Origin of the sequence: Euzebya rosea, assembly GCF_003073135.1 — a bacterium.
In the GTDB taxonomy this organism is placed as follows: Bacteria; Actinomycetota; Nitriliruptoria; order Euzebyales; family Euzebyaceae; genus Euzebya; species Euzebya rosea.
Genome location: NZ_PGDQ01000002.1, coordinates 233,079 through 252,377 on the forward strand (window position 1 = coordinate 233,079; position 19,299 = coordinate 252,377).

Genomic DNA, 19,299 nt, shown 5'->3' on the forward strand with positions numbered 1-19,299 from the left:
GCCGCTCCGCCCCGCCGAAACGTGTGATCGGTCGACGAGGGCTACGGCGTCCGGGATGGCGTCGGCTTCCAGACAGTCCAGTCGGCGCACTCGAGCACCCCGATCTCCGGGGGGCACGGCCGGCTGAACAGGTAGCCCTGCGCGATGTCGGCGCCGAGGCGGGTGACGGCGTCGGCGTCGGCGTGGGTCTCGATGCCCTCCACGATGATGAGCTTGTCCTGTCCCAGGCCGAGGTCGATGGTGGAGGCGAGCAGACGGTGGCGGCGCGGGTCCTCGTGGATGCCGGCGACCAGCCCACGATCGATCTTGAGGACGTCGAAGGGCAGGTCGACCAGCTTGCGGATGGTGCTGGTCCCGGCGCCGAAGTCGTCGATCATCAGGGTGAAGCCGGCGTCGGCGAGGGCGTGGACGACCCGGCCGGCGCGGTCGAGGTCGTGCATGATCGCGGTCTCGGTGAGCTCGAGGGCGAACTGGGTGGGGTCGCAGCCGACGCGGCGGACGATCTTCTCCAGCTGCTCCGGCAGGTCGTCGCTGCGAAGCTGGACGGCGGAGAGGTTGATGCTGAGCAGCTCGGGGCCGAGGTCACCCAGGCGTTGGCGGAGCAGGGCCGCGGCGCGCATCACCTGCAGGCCCAGCTGGTGGATGGCGCCCGTGCGTTCGGCGGTGGCGATGACCTCCTGCACCGGGATGTCGGCCAGGTCGGTGTCGCTGAAGCGGACCAGGACCTCCGCCCACCGGGGGGCGCGGTCGGTCAGGCGTCGGCCCGCCTGGGTGTGGATGACGATGCGTCGGTCGGCGATCGCCTCCTCCAGCGCCAGCGCGCGCCCGAGCTCCTGCGCGGTGTCGAGGACGAGGGACTCCGAGGCCGGCACGGGCGGGTCGTCGGCCCGGATCGACGCCACCGCCAGCGCTGCCCGGGCACGGGTCAGGGCTGCCGCCGCGGTCGTGTGGCGCGAGGCCTGGCAGACACCGACGACCGGGTCCGCCAACGCCCGCAGCCCGTCGCGGACGGGCAGTGGACCGGCCAGCGTGGTGTGCACGAGGTCACCGATGTCGGCGCGGCCGGCCATGTCGACGAACCCCAGCTCGCCGGTGCCGACCCGGCAGGTGGTCACCCCCAGCGCATCGTCCAGCTGCTGTGCGCAGACCGTCAGGAACTGGGCGGCCTGCCGCCCGCCGTAGGCCGCGGCAACGTCGTCGTACCGACGAAGCCGGACGATGACCACGGTCCCTCCGGCGGGGGAGCGAAGGGCCGATCCCAGGGCGAGGTCGATCACGGCGGCGCCCGGCAGCCCCGTCTCGACGTCGGTGACGAGCTGCTGGCGCAGGTGTTCGTCGTGCTGCTGCCGGGCGACGGCGCTGCCGATCAGGTCGGCGGCAGTGTCGAGGAGGTGGACCAGGTGGGCGTCCCACGACGCGGTCCGGCTGCCGACGAACAGCAGGCTCCTGATGACGTTGTCGACCACGATCGGGGCGATCACCCCTGAGCGAAGGCCCAGGACCTTCATCTCGCGGCCGGTGTCGAAGCGGGTGTCGGTCAGCCCGTCGACCACGTGCACCGTGGCTTCGTCCCGCACCGCCTGTGCACACCAGGGGAGTCCGCGCAGGGACGCCGCACGGAGCTCGCCGGCGTGGTCGCCGAGCACCTCCACCACCGCCGACTCGTCGATGCGCAGCCACGACGCCGCGTCCACCCCGACCATCCGGCGAAGCCGCTCCAGCAGCTCCAGCAGGGCGCCGGCCAGGTCCTCGGCAAGCAGGCGTCGGCTCAGGTCGCCGACCAGCTGCTGCCCTGCCCGTGCCTCCTGGACGCCCAGATCGCGCTGGGCGTCGGAGGACCGGTCGATGATGATGAGGGCAGCGCCAGCGCCGCCGTCGACCGCACCTTCTCCAGCAGCGTCGTCAGCGGTGAAGGGGAGGACGTCGACGGTGATCGGCGTCGACCTGCCGTCCAGCGAGAGGGCGCCGTCGACCACGATCGGCCGTCCGGACGCAATCGTGCGAACGAGCCGCTCGCGGTCGATCGGGGTTCGTTCGGCGACCGCCCACTGCGCGGCGGCGTCGAGGGCGAGGAACGAATCGAGGGGACGGCCGAGCACGCGCTCCGCCGCGGGGTTCAGCCACCGCAGCCGACCATCGCGGTCCGTGATCGCGGCCGCGCAGGTCATTGCCTCGAGGATCACGGTCCTGCCGTGCTCCACCAGCCCCTCGTGCGCCTGCATATTGACCTACCGTAGTGGGCAACTACTCACAGTTATGGTACTGCGGTTGTCGGCCGACGTCACCTTCGCCTTCGCTGGCTGAGCGGAGCCTGTGGACTCGGCAAAGAGTTCACCAAGCGGCCGTGGTGGCCGGACGGGCTGGCTACGGTCGGCGGCGTCCCGCCCCGGGGGAACGCCGAGCAGGAGAAGACATCGTGAACGCCAGGACCCTCATCGGCGGCATCGCCGCCCTCGCCGTCGTCGGCGCGGGCGTCGCCGTCTGGTACCTCAACCGCCCCGCCGCGGAGGTCGCCAGCATCGACAACGCCCTCGAGGCCGTTGGGAGCGACGCCGCCGACGCCACCGACGTCACCGACGCCACCGACCCCGCCGACGGCGAGGCCGTCGGGACCGCCGCCACGGCCGTGGACGACGTCAGCGGGACCTGGACGGTCAACACCGACATCGGCACCTTCGACTTCGCGGACGCCACCTCGTCCTTCGTCGGCTTCAGGGTCGACGAGGAGCTGGCCAGCGTCGGCGAGACCGAGGCGGTCGGCCGGACACCTGCGGTGACCGGTGAGCTGGTCATCGACGGGACGACCCTGACCGCTGCCACCATCGATGCCGACTTCACCGCGATCGTGTCCGACGTGCCGCGCCGCGACGACGCCATGCAGCGCGCGATGGGCGTCGCGGACCACCCGACCGGCACCTTCGTCCTCACAGAACCGGTCGACTTCGGCGAGGTGCCGTCGGCCGAGGACCGCGTCACGTTCTCCGCCGTCGGTGACCTGACGGTCAACGGTGTCACCAACGCCGTCACCCTCGACATGGAAGCGCAGGTCGCCGACGGCAACATCCTCGTCGTCGGGACGACCCCGGTGGTCTTCGCCGACTACGACGTGGAGACACCGACCAGCCGCGCCGTGGTCTCCCTCGAGGACAACGGGACCGTCGAGGTCCAGCTCTGGTTCTCCGCCGCCTGACACGGTGCGCACCACGGCCGGGCCACCCCCTCACATGGCCCGGCCGCAGTTCCGCACTCCGCTCACCCCCGGTCCCGGTCGCGCCTCCGCGCGGACTCGATCACGCCGGTCAGCTCCATCCAGCCCTCGAAGGGTTCGCCGGGACCACCGTCCGGTCCGAGGACGAGTCCCCGGATCGGTGCGGCGTCGCGGTCGACCAGGACGGTCAGGCGCAGCCTGTCGTCGGCAGTCCGGTCGGTCGTGTCGCATGGGGGAAGCACGGGACGAGGACCATGCCCCCGATGCGATCCCGCGTCGTCGGGGACCCACCCCGAACCTTCGTCAGGGGCGCTCGGCAGCGGGGTCGGCGTCGGTGTCGGCGATCGCTGACCGCAGCTGTCCGCGGCTGGCGATGCCCAGCTTGCGGTAGACGTTGCTCAGGTGGGTCTCGACGGTCTTGCGGGTCACGAAGAGCTGCTCGGCGATGGCCCGGTTGCTGTGACCGGCGGCGGCACGTCGCGCCACTCGCAGCTCGGAGGGGGTCAGGGCGTCGACGCCTTCCACGGCCAGCTCCGGGCGCCGGGCCCCCGCCACCTCCAGCTCCTCGCCCACGCGGCGGACCAGCCGGTGCGCGCCGCACCGCTGGGCCTCGGCCAGGCCCGCCCGCAACATGGCGCGAGCATCCCGCCGATGGCCCGCACGTCGCAGGGCCGCCCCGAGCTCGACGTGCACCCGTGCCCGCTCCAGTGCGGCGTCGGTGCCGGCAACCAGTGTCCGGGCACGGCCGAGCAGGTCGACCGCCTCGTCCCGGTCGTCGCTGATGAGGGCCCGCACGCGAAGCGCCCCGGCGATGGTCGCCGGCGCCCCGAAGGCCTCCGCCAGGGTCAGGTTGTCCTCGGCGCACTCCCGTGCGGTGTCGAGGTCGCCCATGCCCCGCGCCGCGAGGGCTGCCCCGCCCCGCCAGTCGCAGAAGGCGCCCGGACCACCAGCGGACATGAACCGCTCCCCGGCCCGGGTGAAGGCCGCCAGGGCCTGTTCGTGCCGTCCGCGCGCGAGGTCGACGGCCCCTTGCCCCGTCAGGAACCAGCCGTACAGCGGCGACCCGCCCCAGTGCTGGTCGGCCCGGGGGTGGCTGACCGCGTCCAGCGCCTCGTCCGGACGGTCGCGTTCCAGCGACGCGACGGCCAGCGCATACCGTGACACCGCGGACGTGGCGAGGAAGGCCGCCGAGGTGTCCTCTGCCAGGCGGATCCCGTCGGTCCCGTCGCCCGCGGCGTCGGTCAGGCGTCCCAGCATCAGGTTGCAGAGGGCGCGAAGCGGCAGCAGCGAGGCGTGGGTCGTCATGTGGCCCCGTCGGCTGGCGACCTCGGAGAGCTCGTCGACGAACGCCAGCGCGCGACGCCACCGTTCGCAGCGGACCAGCGCCAGGACGAGCGGCTCCAGGATCGGCAGCCCGGCCTCGCGCAGCAGGTCGGGTGCGGTCATGGCGCGGTCGGTGAGGTCGACCAGCCGTGCGTGCGTGACCGGCGCCCCGTCTGCGGATCCTGCGAGGCCGAGCGCCATCTGACCGGCGGTGATCGCACGCAGCAGGGTCTGGAGGTGCTCGTCGGCGGCGTCCGCCGGGCGCAGGCCCGCCAGCCGGCGGGCGGCCTCACCCGACGGCCGGGAGTGCAGGTTCCTGGACATGTCCAGGCCGCCGAGCAGGCGTGCCTCGACCCGCGGGTCCAGGCGGACGTCGTCGGATCGCAGCCGGCGGCCGTGGTCGTAGGCACGGGCGGCGTCCTCGAACCGACCGGCGGCGTAGAGGCTGTCCCCCAGGGTGACCGCGACCGGCACCGTCGTCTCGGCCCGGCTCGTCCGCCGCAGGGCCTCGCCGAGGTGGGTCAGCGCGCTGGCCATGCCTGCGGCGGCCTCCGCAGTGCCCAGCTCGACGAGCACCTGCACCTCGACGGCCGGATCGACCACCAGCTCGAGCGCGGTGTCGAGCAGCTCGACGGCCCGGGCCGGGGCAGCCCGCCGCATCGCGTCGGTGGCGGTGCGACGCAGGACCTCGACGGCCCATTCCTCGCGGACGGGCGATGCACGCAGCAGCTGCGAGGCCACGTCCTGATCCCGTCGGGACAGCCCGTGCAGCACGCGTGCCGCCGTGGCGTGCAGGCGCGCACGCCGCGCCGGACCGAGGTCCTCCAGCACCGCCTCGCGCACGATGGGATGCACGAAGCTCGGGGCGTCATCCCCGGGGGAGAGGAGGGTCGAGGCGTAGAGCTGGTCGAGGACGCCGTCCAGCTGGTCCTCGGTCAGGCCGGACACGGCCACGAGCACCTCGGGCGTCGCGGCGGACTCCAGCGCCGCCACCGCCGCTGCAACGTCGGCGGCGTCGCTTCCGAGCTGTCCCAGCTGGACGAGCATGGCGTTGCGGATGCCGGCAGGCCGCAGGTCGTGCAGGTGGTCGGCGGCGGTGTCGTCGGGGACGATGGCCTCGTGTCGCACCGTGGCCGCCAGCTGATGGCAGAGGAACGGGTTGCCGGCGACCGCGTCGACCACGGACGTGCGGAACGCGTCGGTGGCCTCCGGCAGCAGGCGCGACACCAGGGTCCGTACGGCATCTGCGGACAACGGCCACAGCGTCACGGTGGTGGACATCGTGGTCAGGTGGGCGAGGAGGCGAGCGACCTCCGTCGAGGTCGGCTCGCCGGTGCGCGCCGTGACCAGCACCACGACCGGCAGGTCCTCCACTCGGGCGAGGAGGTAGCACAACCACCGCAGCGTCTGCGGGTCGGCCCACTGCGCGTCGTCGACGACCAGCAGCAGCGGTCGGACCTCCGACAGGTTGGCGACGGCCCAGTGCAGCCCGTGCACCCGTGGGAACGGGTCACCGTCGGCGGTGTCGAGCGCCGACGCGTCCACGAGGGGTTGGGCGAGGGCGGCAGCCCCGCGCAGGACGGTGGCCCGCTCCTCGGGGTCCAGCCGTTGGAGCAGCTGCACCGCCACCCCCCACGGGAACCCCCGTTCGAGGTCGAGGCCCCGAGCCTGCAGCACCCGGAACCCCTCCGCCTCGGCCGCGACCGCACACGCCCGGGCGACGGAGGTCTTCCCCGTCCCGGCGGATCCCTCGACCAGCACGCCCGCCCCGGCACCTGCACCGGCGCGGTGGAGCGCCGAGGCGACGGTGTCGAGCACCTCGTCGCGTTCGAGCAGGAACGACACGGTCGGCCCCCCGTGGGCCGACCCCCCTGCTCGCGTCGGTGACCCCATGACGAGGGCAGGCTACACCGCGTGATGCCCGCGCAGGAGGGCACACGTCGTTCACCGGCCACCGTTGTCCACACGAAGGTTGTCCACAGCTCGGGGCGATGTCGGCGGACCCGGTGGCCGCCGTCGTGCTTCGGTTGGGGCATGACCGCCACGACCCTTGCCCCCGACACGACCCTCCCGACCAACCGCCTGGTGCTGCCCGATCATCGTCACCGGCCACATGTCGGCTGCCCCGAGGACGCCGACCGGCTGGTCAGGCCCCGGCTGGTCGGGCTGGACCGCGAACGCTGCCTCCTGCTGTCCCTCGACGCCCGCCATCGGCTGATCGCACTCGACGTGGTGTCGGTCGGCACGGCCACCCACACGTTCATGTCCCCCCGCGAGATCTACCGCGACGCCCTGCTCCGCGGGGCCAGCGCGGTCTTCCTGGCCCACAACCATCCCTCGGGTGATCCGAGCCCCTCGGATGCCGACCGGGCGATCACCCGACGGCTGCACCGGGCAGGCGCGACGGTGGGGGTCGACCTGCTCGACCACCTCGTCATCGGAGACCACGAGTTCGTGTCGCTTGCACGAGAAGGTGCGTGCTGAACCCCGTCGTGGCCGTCCGTCCGGGCAAGGTCCATACGACAGGGGGCAGCGGGGCAACCGCGGCACTGCGACCGGGGCTACACTCGTGGGACGCACCGGGATGCTCCGGTGCCCGATTTCCGCACCTCTGTCCGGACTCACTTCCCCCGTGTCGACCACTCCGCAGAACCTCAACCAGCTCCCCCTGTTCGGCCGCGACATCGCCGTCGACCTGGGGACCGCGAACACGCTCGTCTACGTGCGTGGGCGCGGCATCGTGCTGAACGAACCCAGCGTGGTGGCGATCAACACCCGCAACGGCGCGATCCTCGCCGTGGGCGCCGAGGCCAAGCGGATGATCGGGCGCACCCCGGGACACATCGTGGCCATCCGGCCGCTGAAGGACGGCGTCATCGCCGACTTCGACGTGACCGAGAAGATGCTGAACTACTTCATCCGCAAGGTGCACCGCCGCCGCTACATGACCTGGCTGAACAAGCCCCGCGTCGTGGTGTGTGTGCCGTCGGGCATCACCGGTGTCGAGCAGCGTGCCGTCGAGGAGGCCTCCATCCAGGCCGGCGCCCGCGCCGCCTACATCATCGAGGAGCCCATGGCCGCCGCGATCGGCGCCGGTCTCCCGGTCCACGAGCCAGCCGGCAACATGGTCGTCGACATCGGTGGTGGCACCACCGAGGTCGCCGTGATCTCCCTCGGTGGGATCGTCACGTCCGCCTCGATCCGCATCGGCGGGGACGAGCTGGACGAGTCGATCATCAACTACGTCAAGAAGGAGTACTCGCTGATGCTCGGCGAGCGCACCTCCGAGGAGATCAAGATGGCCATCGGGTCGGCGTTCCCGATGCCCGAGGAGTCCCACGCCGAGATCCGCGGCCGTGACCTCGTGTCCGGCCTGCCCAAGACGATCATCATCTCCGCGGAGGAGATCCGTCGGGCCATCGAGGAACCGGTCAACTCCATCGTCGACGCGGTCAAGAACACCCTCGACCGCACCCCGCCCGAGCTCGCGGCCGACATCATGGACAAGGGCATCGTCCTGACCGGCGGCGGCGCCCACCTGCAGGGCCTCGACGAGCGGCTGAAGCACGAGACCGGCATGCCGATCCACGTCGCCGACCAGCCCCTGAACTCCGTTGCCATCGGCTCCGGCAAGTGCCTGGAGGAGTTCGAGGCGCTCAAGCGCGTCCTGATCTCCTCCTCGCGTCACTGACGCGAGGCAGCCAGGCCCACCGTGAACCGTCGACGCACCGTCATCGCGGCGTTCCTCCTGATCGCCCTGGCCTTCATCACCCTGGACTTCCGTGAGTCCGGCGGACCGGTGGGCGGGCTCCAGCGGGGCGCCGACGCGGTCTTCTCGCCCATCCAGGAGGGGTTCGCGGCGCTCGTGCGTCCGATCGGCGGCTTCTTCGGGTCGATCTTCGACCTCGGGACCCTGCGCAGCCAGATCGAGCAGCTGCAGGAGGAGAACGCCACCCTGCGCCAGCGCGGCCTGCGGATCGCCGACATCGAGCGTCGCCTGACCGAGGCCGAGGAGCTGCTGGGCATGGTCCAGCGCGAGAACCTGCGGGTCGTCGGCGCCCGTGTCATCGCCGCCCCGCCCGGCACCTTCCAGCGCGAGATCCTCATCGACGTCGGCGCCGGCCAGGGCGTCGCACAGGGCATGGCCGTCATCAACGACCGCGGCGTCGTCGGCCAGGTCATCCAGGTCACCAGCACCCGCGCACGGGTGGCCCTGCTGACGTCGGTGGAGACCGGCGACTTCTCCGTCAACGCCGTCACCCCCGACTTCCGTTCGCCCGGCCTGCTGTCGGGCCAGGGGTCCGGGCTGCTGCGCCTGGAGATGCTGGACTCCAACATCGCCGTGCCGCTGGACGCCGAGATCGTCACGCTGCGGTTCCAGGGCAGCCTCGTGCCGCCCGGCCTGCCGATCGGCATTATCGAGCCCCCGGCCGACGGCGACACCGAGGGCGAGCGGTTCCTCAGCGTGCGGCCCTTCGTCGACTTCGGCGAGCTGTCCACCGTTGCCGTGGTGATCGCCGGCCCCGAGGAGGACGGCGAGTTCACCGAGGAGGAGACGATCGAGGCCGACATCGCGCCGGCCCCGACGGTGACGCTGGCCCCCGACCCCGACGCCGTGGCCGTTCCCGGCGTGGACTTCCCGGCGCCGGCCACGCCGACGGAGGACCCGAGCGCCTCGCCGTCCCCCTCGCCGTCGCCGACCGAGACCGAGGGCTGAGATGCCCGCACGCATCGTGGCCATCACCGTGCTGATCATCAGCGCGCTGCTGGTCAAGACGATCGTGGCACCCACCTTCGCCGTCGCCGGCTACCGACCCGACGTGCTCGTGCTGGTCGTCGTCGGCATCGCCCTGCTCGACGGCCCCGACACGGGGCTGCGGCTGGGCTTCGCCGCGGGCCTGACCCAGGACCTCCTGTCTGGCACCGGTGCGCTGGTCGGCCTGTGGGCGCTGGTCCTGATGGTCGTGGGCTACGCCGCGGGTGCGGCCAAGCCCTACCTGGCGTCGTCCCAGCAGGCCGGTGCGCTGGCGCTCTCGGGCATCCTCGCCGCCATCGCCACGCTTGGCTACGGCGTCCTCGGCAAGGTCTTCGGGGTGGTCGAGGCCGGCTGGAACCACGTCCTGGCCGCCACGATCGTCGTGGGCCTGTACACCGCGGTGATCTCGCCGCTCGTCGTCCGGCCCACCCAGGCGGTCATCAAGCAGTTCCCGACGTCGGCCGGCTGAGCAGGACTTCGTGGCGTCGGTGGCGAAGAGTCCGCCATGACCCGGACCCGTTCGTTCGCCACCGCGCTCGTCACCCTCGCCATCGCCCTGCTGGCGCTTCCCTCCGGGGCCAGCCCACGCACGGTCGCCGCCGTCGACGCCTCGGCCGACCCCGGCGTGGCAGGGGCGATCCTCGACCTCGAGGCGCAGCAGGTGGACTGCGACGGCGCCCAGCTGACCGGGCCCGACTCGACCAGCGTCGCCCACGTCACCGGTGAAGCCGAGTCGATCACCCTCGAGGTGCTGCTCGTGCTCGACACCGTCGACGTGCCGGGCATCGCGGCGCTGGACGACGGCACCGACGCCGGACGGGCCGCCCACATCGCGGCCGGCGACGCCCTGTTCGCCGACGTCGTGGTCCTGCTGGAGGTCGCCCCGCAGCCCTACGCCGAGCTCGGGATCGACCTCGTGTGGGCGGGCTGGGACCTGCTGGACGCCACGGTCGCCGACCTGGCGGGACGCACCACGGAGTCCCAGGAGATCATCGACCTGGCCCGGGGCCAGTACGGCGGCGTGCGGCCCGACGCGGTCGACATCGTCTACGTGGCGACCGACGCCGACATCCAGGCGCTCGGGCAGACCGCCGTCGCCGGCCAGGCGGACTGCATCGGCGGCGTCGGCAATCCCGAGAACGCCTTCGCCGTCGGTGAGATCGGCGACGCGCTGGTCGACCCCAAGGGCGGCATCCCGATCAGCCCCGTGACCTTCTACCGGGACTTCGCCGCCAAGGTCGCTGCCCACGAGATCGGCCACCTCATGGGCGGCCACCACCACTACCAGGAGTGCGCCACCCCCGGACCCGTCACGTCCGCGGTCGCCAGGGCCGAGATCGGCGCCTGCACGCTGATGAGCAACGCGGTGGACTTCCAGACCCTGCCGTTCGGGACCCTCAACGGCGTCGTCGTGCGCGGCCACGCCGAGGCGTACGCCGACCGGTAGACCGCTCGACCGGCACACCGTTCGGCCTGCCTCGGCCGGCCGGGCGGGGGTCGGAGCTGCCCCGGGGCAGCCCGACGGGGCTAGGTTTGGGGACCGTGCAGCCGACGAACGCCAGGCCGCCGGTCTCCCGCGAGAGCACCGCGCTGCGCCTCACCTTCCTGAGCGCCCTCGTGGTCAGCATGTTCGTGCTGCTCGTGGCCAGGCTGTGGTTCCTCCAGGTCATGACCGGCGAGCGGTACGTCGCCCGCGCCGACAGCCAGAGCTTCCGGACCGTCCAGGTCGACGCCCCCCGCGGGGACATCCTCGATCGCAACGGCGTGCCGATCGTGGACAACCGGTACGCCCAGGTCGTGTCGGTCCGCCCCGACCGGATGGGTGACGACGAGACCAAGGCGCGCACCATCGCCCGGCTGGCCCACATCCTGTCGATGACCGAGGAGCAGGTCATCGAGCGGATCGAGGACCCCAGGGTCGGCCCGTTCGCCAACCGGCCGATCGCCATCGACGTCCCGACCGACGTCATCCTCTACATCCACCAGAACTCCGCATCGCGCTTCCCCGGCGTCATCGCCGAACGCATCCCGCTGCGCGAGTACCCCCGGGGCCCGCTGGCCGCGCACGTCGTCGGCTACACCGGGCAGATCTCGGCCGAGGAGCTGGAGCAGCCCGAGTACGCCGATTACGACTCCGGCGACATCATCGGCTGGGCTGGCGTGGAGAAGACCTACGAGTCGTGGCTGCGGGGCACCGACGGTGAACGACAGGTCCGCGTCAACGCCCGCGGGGAGATCCTCGAGGAGGTCGCCGAGGAGGCCCAGGCCATCCCGGGCAACTCGGTGCAGCTGACCATCGACGCCGAGGCGCAGGCCGCCGTCGAGGTGGCGCTGCAGGAGGGCATCGAGCTGGCCCGTCGCACCCGCGACGCCGAGGGCCGCGCCGACGGCACCTTCGAGGCCCCTGCCGGTGCCGCCGTCGTGCTGGAGCCGGAGACGGGCGAGGTCGTCGCCATGGCCAGCTACCCGACCTACGACCCCGAGTCCTTCGTGGGCGGCATCTCCGAAGCCGAATGGAACCGGCTGCAGGACGACGAGAACCACTTCCCGCTGATCAACCGCGCCATCTCGGCGTCCTACCCGCCCGGGTCGGTGTACAAGCCGATCTCCGCCGCTGCTGCGCTGACCTACGGGTTCGCCGCCCACGACACCTACATCGGCTGCCCGGCCGAGTACGCCTTCGGCGACGCCGGCAACGTCTACCGCAACTGGAACACCGTCGACGAGGGGTCGCTGAACCTCGCGGAGTCCCTCATGCGGTCCTGTGACACCGTCTACTACGCGCTGGCCCGCCGCATGTTCACCGAGGAGGTCCAGTCCCCCGAGGGCCAGGGCTACAACGAGCGGGCGTTCGAGGCCATCGCCTCCGGTGCAGAGCCCGAGATCCCCTTCGAGTACCTCTCGGAGATGTCCCGCGGATGGGGCCTCGACCAGCTGACCGGCATCGACCTCCCCGGCGAACGCGACGGCGTCGTCCCGGGCCGCGAGTGGCGGTTCGACTACTGGGTCAACGCCCGCGACAACTACTGCTACCAGGCCGAGACGGCCGCGCAGGGCAGCTACGCCCGCGAGCTGTACAGCGAGCTGTGCAACGAAGGCTTCCTGTGGCGTGGTGGTGACGCGGTCAACATGTCCATCGGGCAGGGTGACCTCCAGACGACCCCGCTGCAGGTGGCCAACACGTTCGCCGCCATCGCCAACCGCGGCGTCATCATGACCCCGCACGTGGTCCGGGCCATCATCGGGCCGAACGGTCCGGTGGAGCAGTTCGAGCCCGAGCCGTTGCTGACCGTGCCCGTCGCCGCCGACGACCTGGCGTTCATCGAGCAGGGCCTGGTCATGGTCACCGCCGACGAGGACGGCACGGCCTACAAGGTGTTCAGCGACTTCCCGTTCGAGATCGCCGGCAAGACCGGCACGGCCGAGCAGAAGCCCAAGCAGCCCTTCGCCTGGTTCGCCGCCTACAACACCGAAGAAGTCGCCGGCGAGCGCTACGTCGTCGTGGTCATGGTCGAGGAGGGTGGCGGTGGATCGCTGATCGCCGCCCCCATCGCAGAGCGCATCTTCGGTGACCTGTTCAACATCCTGCTCCGCGAGAGCCCCGAGGAGGACGCCATCGTCGTGGAGCTCGAGGCCGGGGAGGTGACCGACTGATGTCCGGCGTGTCCATCAACGACGGCTCCGAACGCCTGATGCGCGAGTCGTTGCAGCGCCGCTGGGCCGGGACGTTCTCGCCTGCCGCGCACGTCGACCCGCTGCTGCTGCTCGCGGCCCTGCTGCTGAGCGGCATCGGCTTCCTGATGATCGGTGCGGCGACGGCGTCCACCCGCGAGGCCGTCGGCCTGGACCCCACGTTCTTCGTCGAGCGGCAGATGATCGCCTTCGCGCTCGGCCTGGTCAGCGCCATCGCCATCACGCTGTTCGACTACCGCACCTACCGGGCGTGGTCGGTCGTCGGCTATGTCCTCGCGCTGGTCCTCCTGGCCGGGGTGCTGGTCGCCGGACGCGAGATCAACGGCGCCCAGGCGTGGTTCGTCATCGGGCCGTTCCAGTTCCAGCCGTCGGAGTTCGCCAAGGTCGCGATCATCCTCGTGCTGGCCGCGCACTTCCACGAATACCGGGAGGAGGCGCTGGGGTTGCGTGCCCTGATCGAGGCGCTGGCCTTCGCGGCCTTCCCGATGCTGCTGATCCTGCTGCAGCCCGACTTCGGGACGTTCATCGTCTTCGTGACGATCGTCTTCGGCATCCTGCTGATGGCAGGGGTGCACGTGCGCTACCTGTTCGCGCTGGTCGGCATGGGGATCGCGGCGATCGCCGCCGCCCTGCAGCTGGGCATCGTCAAGCAGTACCAGCTGGACCGGCTGACGGCGTTCCTGGACCCCGAGAACTCCGATGCGCTGGGGGCCGCCTACAACGTCGTGCAGGCCCAGATCGCCGTGGGTTCGGGTCGGTTCTTCGGGCAGGGCCTCGGGCAGGGCACCCAGACCAACGCCGGGTTCGTGCCCGAGAACCAGACCGACTTCATCTTCACCGTGGTCGGCGAGCAGACCGGCTTCTTCGGCTCGCTGCTGATGCTGGCCATCTTCGGCGTGCTGATCTGGCGCGGGCTGCGGATCGCCGCGACCAGCCGGGACACCTTCGGCACCCTCATCGCCGCCGGGGTCGTCAGCGTGTTCGCCTTCCAGCTGTTCATCAACGTCGGCATGGCCATCGGCATCATGCCGGTCACCGGGCTGCCGCTGCCGTTCATCTCCTACGGCGGGACCAGCCTGATCGCGTCGTGGATCATGATCGGGCTGCTGCAGAACGTGCACATGCGCCGGCTGTCCAAGTGAGCCGACCCCCTGCGCAGCGGGCTGGCAGCCGTCAGATGATGCTGAGCTGCTCGGCGAGGACTGGCTCTCGGGCCGCGGTGTCCGACGGGCTGCCTGCGTGGCCGGTGACGTGTTCGCCGGGGCGGGCCCGGTCCGGCCAGCTGCCCTCCGGCGGCCGGTTGCCCCGTTCGGCCCATGCCGCGTCGCGGGCGTCGCGCACGGTCTGCAGCAGTCCCTCGACGGTTGCCTCGGGCAGCGTCGACCGGCCCCTGCGGCCGGCGTCGGGTGGGCCGTACAGCTCGGTGTAGGTCTCCACGAGCGCCGGGTGGGTCGACTCCAGCCACGGCCAGAAGGCCGCCTTCACGCCGGGCCGCAGGTGGAGGGGGATCGGCGTGACGTGGGTGGCGCCGGCGGCGACGGCTGCGGTGGCCAGGGCGGCGAGCTGCTCGGGGTCGTCGTTGATGCCCGGCATGATGGGGGCGACCATGACCCCGGTGGGGATGCCGGCGTCGTTGAGTGCGCGGACGGCGTCGAGCCGTGCCCTGGGAGAAGGGGTGCCGGGTTCGGCGGTGCGCCACGTTGGGCGGTCCAGCGTGCCGATCGTCAGCGACGCGGCCACCGGCACACGCTGTGCGGCCTCGAGGAGCACGGGCAGGTCACGGGTGATCAGCGTGCCCTTGGTGAGGATGGAGAACGGCGTCCACGACCCTGCCAGCGCACGGATGATGTCGGGCATCAGCCGGTACCGTCCCTCCGCCCGCTGGTAGGGGTCGGTGTTGGTCCCCATGGCGACGTGTTCGCCCTTCCACCGCGGCCGCGCGAGCTCGCCACGCAGCACCTCGGCGATGTTGGTCTTGACCACGACGGTCCGGTCGAAGTCGGTGGTGGGGGACAGGTTCAGGTACTCGTGCGTGGGGCGAGCAAAACAGTTGTGGCTCACCACACCTGCAGCGATGAAATCGCCGGTTCCGGTGGTGATGTCCACCATGGGTAGGTCGAGTCCGACGTCTTCGACGGCTACCACCCGCGTGTCGTCCGGACTGCCCTTGATAGCCAGACCGTCGATCTGGCGCTTGCGCGTGATCGCCGGCCCGACGCTCAGCAGGAAGGTCAGGCGCATCGGCAACCCTCCTGTGATCCGTATGTTGCCAACGTGTTCATCGGTGCCGGGCTCGAGGATCCATGTGACGCCGATGCGATCGAGTGCCCGTCCACACTCCAGCAGGATCGCGGCGTCCCCGTTGCTGATCCGAATCGTGGTGCCGAGGTGGGATCCTTCGGCGTCGAACAACCCGGCAAGGAAGCCGAGGCTCCAGTTCTTCGTCCGATGACCGGGCCACTCGATCAGGTCCCTGACCGCTTGGACTGCGCCGGCCTTGGACGTTCGGATTGCCTCAAGGGCCTGCCGCCGACTGGTGGCGGGGGAGAACGAGAAGCGGTCGGTGACAATGCCGAAGGAAGCGAGGTACTCCTGTGAGCGGTCTAGAGCCTCGAGGTCGGCCAAGGCCAGACGAAAGCGATGGACGACTCGAACCCTCTCCGCGCTCTCGTAGCGGTAGGTGCCGAGGGTGCCGTCGCCCCTGATCATCCCGGTCAAGTACCCGCGGCGGTAGTCGGCGTCAACCGTGGGAGGTTCAGGACACACGCCCGGTCCCATCAGCGTGTTGTTGATCGTCAGGTACGGCCGCTGTCCAGCGCCGCGCATGCGGCCCGTGACGTGCTTCCATCCGCGATGTGTGAGGAACCGGTGATCACCGCTTGCGACGATAGTGGTGCCGTTGGCCAACCTCACCCGGTGGGCTGCCTTCCGCGTCGTCCACGTATCCAGGACCGGAGTTGAGACCAATCGTCGATAGTGCCCCGATCGCTGGGTCCCGTAGACGAGATCCCCCACTCGAAGCGACCCTATCGGCACTGCGGTCCCGTCTGCCTTCAGCACAGGAGTTTCAGGGCTCAGGCAGTACGAGCACGCATGCTGGCAGCCGCGGTAGGGGTTGATCGACCAGCCGAACGGCATGCCGTTGACCTTGTTCAGCGCGGACTTGGTCTCGACCTCGAGGAAGGTCATGCCGGCGAACTCGGGGGTGTCGAACGTCCGGGCACGGGTCACCGGCAGGGTGGGGGCGATCGTCGGGGACACCTCGGCGTCCGGCGCTCGCTGGAGGTCGGCGAGTAGGCGCATGCCGTGCAGTTTAGGCGAACACCTGTTCGATGGCGAGGTGGTCGTGGTGTGGGCGTTTCAGCGGTATCGGTCGATCGTCGCGCGGGCTCGTCGGCCGTAGCCGCCACCGAACATCGCCGCATGGACCAGCAGCGGATGCAGCTGGTACAGCTCCACCCGATCGGCGTTGCCGTCCGCGAGGGGGAACACCTCGTCGTAGGCGTCGAACACCCCCGAGCCGAACCCGCCGAACAGCCGCATCATCGCCAGGTCGACCTCGCGATGGCCGCCGAAGGACGCCGGGTCGACCAGCACCGGCAGACCGTCGGTGCCGACCATGGCGTTGCCGCCCCACAGGTCGCCGTGCAGCCGCGCGGGTGGCTCGGGCGGCCCCAGCCGGTCCGGCAGCCGGTCGACCAGCCCCTCGAGCGCGTCCAGCGTTCCCGGCGGCAGGGCACCCCGTTCGTCGGCGATCAGCGCTGTCGGCCACAGCCGCTTCGTGCCCAGGAAGTCCGCCCACGTCCCGGTCGGCTCGTTGGGCTGTGGCACCGTGCCGACGAAGCCGGCCCACGACGCCCCGAACGCGTCCGCACCCGCACGATGCAGCGCTGCCAGGCCTCGCCCGAGCGCCTCGTCGTGGTCCACCGCCGGCCGGCCGGCCTCCACGAACGCCAGCACCAGCACGGCCGGCCCGGCGCCCCGGTGTGTGTCGTCTCCGCCGTGGACGTCTGCGACTCCGACGACACGGGGGACGGTGATGGCTGCCGGCTCGGCCAGCCAGTCCAGGGACGCTGCCTCGGACGCCAGCAGGCCGGGTACCGGCGGATCGACGTGCTTCACGAAGCAGCGTTGGCCAGCCACGACCGCGGTGGACGCGCGGCTGACGTCACCTCCAGCGGTCGGACGCACGTCGGTGACCGCCCCGACGTCCACCCCCACGGCCCTCGCGATGGCTGGTCGCAGGTCGGAGGCGCCGGACACGACGCTCACCCCGACGGGGCCTCCAGCAGGGCCCGCTCGACGGTCACGGCCTCGACCGCGTCGAGGTCCACCTCGAACCCCATGCCCGGTGTGGTGGGGACCGGCAGGTGGCCGTCGACCATGCGGAGGGGGTCGGCGACGATGTCGGTGGCGTAGAACCGGTCGAACCCCGAGTTGTCGCCCGGAAGCGAGAACCCGTGCATACCCGCCAGGACGGCGTTGGCCGCCCGGCCGATCCCCGTCTCGACCATGCCGCCGCACCACACCGGCACCCCATGGGCGACGCACAGGTCGTGGATCCGTGCGGCCTCCAGGTACCCGCCGACCCGCCCGGCCTTGATGTTGACGATGTCGACGGCGCCCAGGCGGATGGCGTCGGCGACCACCTGCGCCGAGAGGGCCGACTCGTCCAGGCACACGGGCGTGGCGATGGCGGCCCGGAGGTCGACGTTGGCCAGCAGGCGCTCCTCGTCGAAGGGCTGCTCGATCAGCAGCAGGTCGTGGGCGTCCAGGCGACGAAGCAGCGGGATGTCGCCCGGCTCGTAGGCGGCGTTGGCGTCGACCTGCAGCAGGACGTCGTCCCCGAAGGACTCACGGACCGCCGCGACCGGTGCCAGGTCGTTGCCCGGTTCGATCTTCAGCTTGATCCGCACGTACCCCTCGTCGAGGTAGCCGCCGACGGTCCGGACCAGCGCGTCGGTGCGATCGTGGATGCCCACCGACACCCCGCACGGCACCCGGTCGACGGCCACGCCGAGGAAGGTGGCGAAGCTCTGCCCGGCGGCACGCAGCCACGCGTCGAGCACCGCCGACTCCAGCGCCGCCTTGGCCATGCGATGGCCGCGGATGGGGGCCAGCAGGCGGGCAACGTCCCGCGGCCCGACCCCTTCGACCCCCAGCAGGCGGGGCGCCAAATGCGTCCGCACCAGCGGGATGACCGCGTCGGTGGACTCCGCGGAGTACAGCGGCCACGGCATCGTCACGCACTCGCCCCACCCCTCCCCGGCGTCGGTGACCACGCGGACCAGCACGCAGTCGCGGCTGTCCTGGGTCCCGAACGACGTGCGGAACGGCGTGACGAGCGGGATGTCGACCCGCCGCAGCTCGATGGCCTCGATCCTCAACGTCCCACTCCTTCGCTGACGGCAGCCGCGGGTGTCAGCAGGTAGGTCCCGTCCCGCCGCATGCCCGTGGCCCGATGGCCCGACGCCATGGCCTGCCCCATCGTCTCGCGCACCGCGATCCGCCAGCGCATCGCCAGGTCGGGGTCGGCCCGCCGGGTCGCCTCGATGTTGGGCGGCACACGCACCTCCAGCAGCACCGACGACGCATCGACGGCGACGGGCGACCGGACCGCTTCGCCGGCCGTGCCGACGTCCAGCAGGCGGACGGCGGCCAGGTCCGGGGCCGCCGAGCCGTCGCGCCCCAGCGGACCGGCCTGCCCGGCCGTGTCCCCGATCCCGGACGGCCACCAGGCCAGCAGCCGGTCGGACTCGTCCCCGGCGTTGATGCCGTCGTCCATCGCCCCGTAGTGGTTCACGAGGTACTCCCGCCCGGTCGCGCCGAGCTTGCCGAGGTTGAACCACGCGTTGCGGGCCACCAGGGGATCGAACGTCCACGTGACCGCCACGATGCCGCGGGCGGCAGACCACTCCCGCTGGTGGACCTTCAGCGCAAGGCCCACCCCTCGGGACCGGACGTCGGCGCACGTGATGTGGCTGTGCAGGGTGGGCAGGTGGTGGCCGTCGACCTCGTGGCTGGCCAGGAACGCGACGCTGGTGCCGACCACATCTCCCGACCCCTCCTCCAGCGCTGCGGTGGCGTAGCCACCCGCCTGCTCGACGGCGCGGATCAGGTTGCTGCGCATCAGGTCGCTGGTCGACCACACCCGGTCGATCAGCCGTGCGGCGGCACGGACCAGCGCCATGTCGTCGAGCGGCACGATGCGGACACCGGCGCTGGTGGCCGCGTCCGCGGGGGAGGGGAGGGTCGGCGTGGACATCACCCTGCATCCTTGCTGATCGGGCACGGCTGGGCACGTGACCCGGCGGCGGGG

15 protein-coding genes are annotated in these 19,299 nt (G+C 71.5%); 8 read left to right on the forward strand and 7 right to left on the reverse strand.

The genetic code is table 11. The features are described from left to right. Positions 1–41: 41 nt before the first annotated feature. Positions 42–2,222, reverse strand: coding sequence for an EAL domain-containing protein (locus tag CUC05_RS02735; protein WP_108664545.1), 2,181 nt, complete (start codon positions 2,220–2,222; stop codon positions 42–44). A gap of 194 nt (positions 2,223–2,416) precedes the next feature. Here CUC05_RS02735 and CUC05_RS02740 point away from each other — a divergent pair, with 194 nt between their 5' ends. Continuing rightward, positions 2,417–3,190: a YceI family protein gene (locus CUC05_RS02740; protein ID WP_108664546.1), complete on the forward strand. Its 774-nt coding sequence runs from the start codon at positions 2,417–2,419 to the stop codon at positions 3,188–3,190. Between the two features lie 62 nt (positions 3,191–3,252). Here CUC05_RS02740 and CUC05_RS02745 read toward each other — a convergent pair whose 3' ends face one another. Then, complete coding sequence (locus CUC05_RS02745; RefSeq protein WP_108664547.1) at positions 3,253–3,450, reverse strand: hypothetical protein; 198 nt, start codon at positions 3,448–3,450, stop codon at positions 3,253–3,255. A 61-nt stretch (positions 3,451–3,511) separates the two neighbouring features. After that, on the reverse strand, positions 3,512–6,376 hold the full coding sequence (locus CUC05_RS02750) for a helix-turn-helix transcriptional regulator (protein WP_170127896.1): 2,865 nt from the start codon (positions 6,374–6,376) through the stop codon (positions 3,512–3,514). Positions 6,377–6,565: 189 nt separating this feature from the next. On the opposite strand from CUC05_RS02750, the gene CUC05_RS02755 reads away from it, so the two are divergent. The 7 genes from CUC05_RS02755 (at position 6,566) to rodA (ending at position 14,122) form a co-directional block, all read left to right on the forward strand. Continuing rightward, positions 6,566–7,015 (forward strand): JAB domain-containing protein, encoded by a 450-nt coding sequence (locus tag CUC05_RS02755; RefSeq protein WP_157965140.1) that lies wholly within the window; start codon positions 6,566–6,568, stop codon positions 7,013–7,015. Between the two features lie 148 nt (positions 7,016–7,163). Continuing rightward, positions 7,164–8,222, forward strand: a complete 1,059-nt coding sequence (locus tag CUC05_RS02760; protein ID WP_276308879.1) for a rod shape-determining protein — start codon at positions 7,164–7,166, stop codon at positions 8,220–8,222. A 21-nt stretch (positions 8,223–8,243) separates the two neighbouring features. Next, a complete protein-coding gene (mreC, locus tag CUC05_RS02765) occupies positions 8,244–9,248 on the forward strand; it encodes a rod shape-determining protein MreC (protein ID WP_108664551.1) in 1,005 nt (334 codons plus the stop codon). 1 nt (position 9,249) lies between these two features. Beyond that, the gene (gene mreD / locus CUC05_RS02770) at positions 9,250–9,756 is read left to right on the forward strand and encodes a rod shape-determining protein MreD (protein ID WP_108664552.1); all 507 of its coding nucleotides are present in this window, start codon (positions 9,250–9,252) and stop codon (positions 9,754–9,756) included. A 36-nt stretch (positions 9,757–9,792) separates the two neighbouring features. Next, a complete protein-coding gene (locus CUC05_RS02775; protein ID WP_108664553.1) occupies positions 9,793–10,734 on the forward strand; it encodes a zinc-dependent metalloprotease family protein in 942 nt (313 codons plus the stop codon). A gap of 95 nt (positions 10,735–10,829) precedes the next feature. Then, positions 10,830–12,941 carry a penicillin-binding protein 2 gene (gene mrdA / locus CUC05_RS02780; RefSeq protein WP_157965141.1) on the forward strand — a complete coding sequence of 704 codons (2,112 nt, stop codon included), beginning with the start codon at positions 10,830–10,832 and terminating at the stop codon, positions 12,939–12,941. Next, positions 12,941–14,122, forward strand: a complete 1,182-nt coding sequence (gene rodA, locus CUC05_RS02785; protein ID WP_108664555.1) for a rod shape-determining protein RodA — start codon at positions 12,941–12,943, stop codon at positions 14,120–14,122. The genes mrdA and rodA overlap by 1 nt, the downstream gene beginning before the upstream one ends. A gap of 31 nt (positions 14,123–14,153) precedes the next feature. Here rodA and CUC05_RS02790 read toward each other — a convergent pair whose 3' ends face one another. Genes CUC05_RS02790 through CUC05_RS02805 form a run of 4 tightly spaced genes read right to left on the reverse strand, consistent with a single transcriptional unit; the run spans position 14,154 to position 19,245 of the window. Beyond that, positions 14,154–16,283: a radical SAM protein gene (locus CUC05_RS02790; RefSeq protein ID WP_108664556.1), complete on the reverse strand. Its 2,130-nt coding sequence runs from the start codon at positions 16,281–16,283 to the stop codon at positions 14,154–14,156. Positions 16,284–16,340: 57 nt separating this feature from the next. Beyond that, positions 16,341–17,252 carry a fructosamine kinase family protein gene (locus CUC05_RS02795; RefSeq protein ID WP_108664557.1) on the reverse strand — a complete coding sequence of 304 codons (912 nt, stop codon included), beginning with the start codon at positions 17,250–17,252 and terminating at the stop codon, positions 16,341–16,343. Continuing rightward, complete coding sequence (gene menC, locus CUC05_RS02800; RefSeq protein WP_108664558.1) at positions 17,249–18,367, reverse strand: o-succinylbenzoate synthase; 1,119 nt, start codon at positions 18,365–18,367, stop codon at positions 17,249–17,251. The genes CUC05_RS02795 and menC overlap by 4 nt, the downstream gene beginning before the upstream one ends. Continuing rightward, positions 18,364–19,245, reverse strand: a complete 882-nt coding sequence (locus CUC05_RS02805) for a GNAT family N-acetyltransferase (protein ID WP_108664559.1) — start codon at positions 19,243–19,245, stop codon at positions 18,364–18,366. Before CUC05_RS02805 ends, menC begins: the two co-directional genes overlap by 4 nt. Positions 19,246–19,299 lie beyond the last annotated feature (54 nt).

Excerpts from the sequence above, each read along its gene's own strand:
- CUC05_RS02735 (WP_108664545.1), bottom strand. The coding sequence starts at position 2,222 with ATGCAGGCGCACGAGGGGCTGGTGGAGCACGGCAGGACCGTGATCCTC.
- CUC05_RS02755 (WP_157965140.1), top strand. The coding sequence starts at position 6,566 with ATGACCGCCACGACCCTTGCCCCCGACACGACCCTCCCGACCAACCGC.
- mreD (WP_108664552.1), top strand. The coding sequence starts at position 9,250 with ATGCCCGCACGCATCGTGGCCATCACCGTGCTGATCATCAGCGCGCTG.
- CUC05_RS02775 (WP_108664553.1), top strand. The coding sequence starts at position 9,793 with ATGACCCGGACCCGTTCGTTCGCCACCGCGCTCGTCACCCTCGCCATC.
- rodA (WP_108664555.1), top strand. The coding sequence starts at position 12,941 with ATGTCCGGCGTGTCCATCAACGACGGCTCCGAACGCCTGATGCGCGAG.
- CUC05_RS02790 (WP_108664556.1), bottom strand. The coding sequence starts at position 16,283 with ATGCGCCTACTCGCCGACCTCCAGCGAGCGCCGGACGCCGAGGTGTCC.
- CUC05_RS02805 (WP_108664559.1), bottom strand. The coding sequence starts at position 19,245 with ATGTCCACGCCGACCCTCCCCTCCCCCGCGGACGCGGCCACCAGCGCC.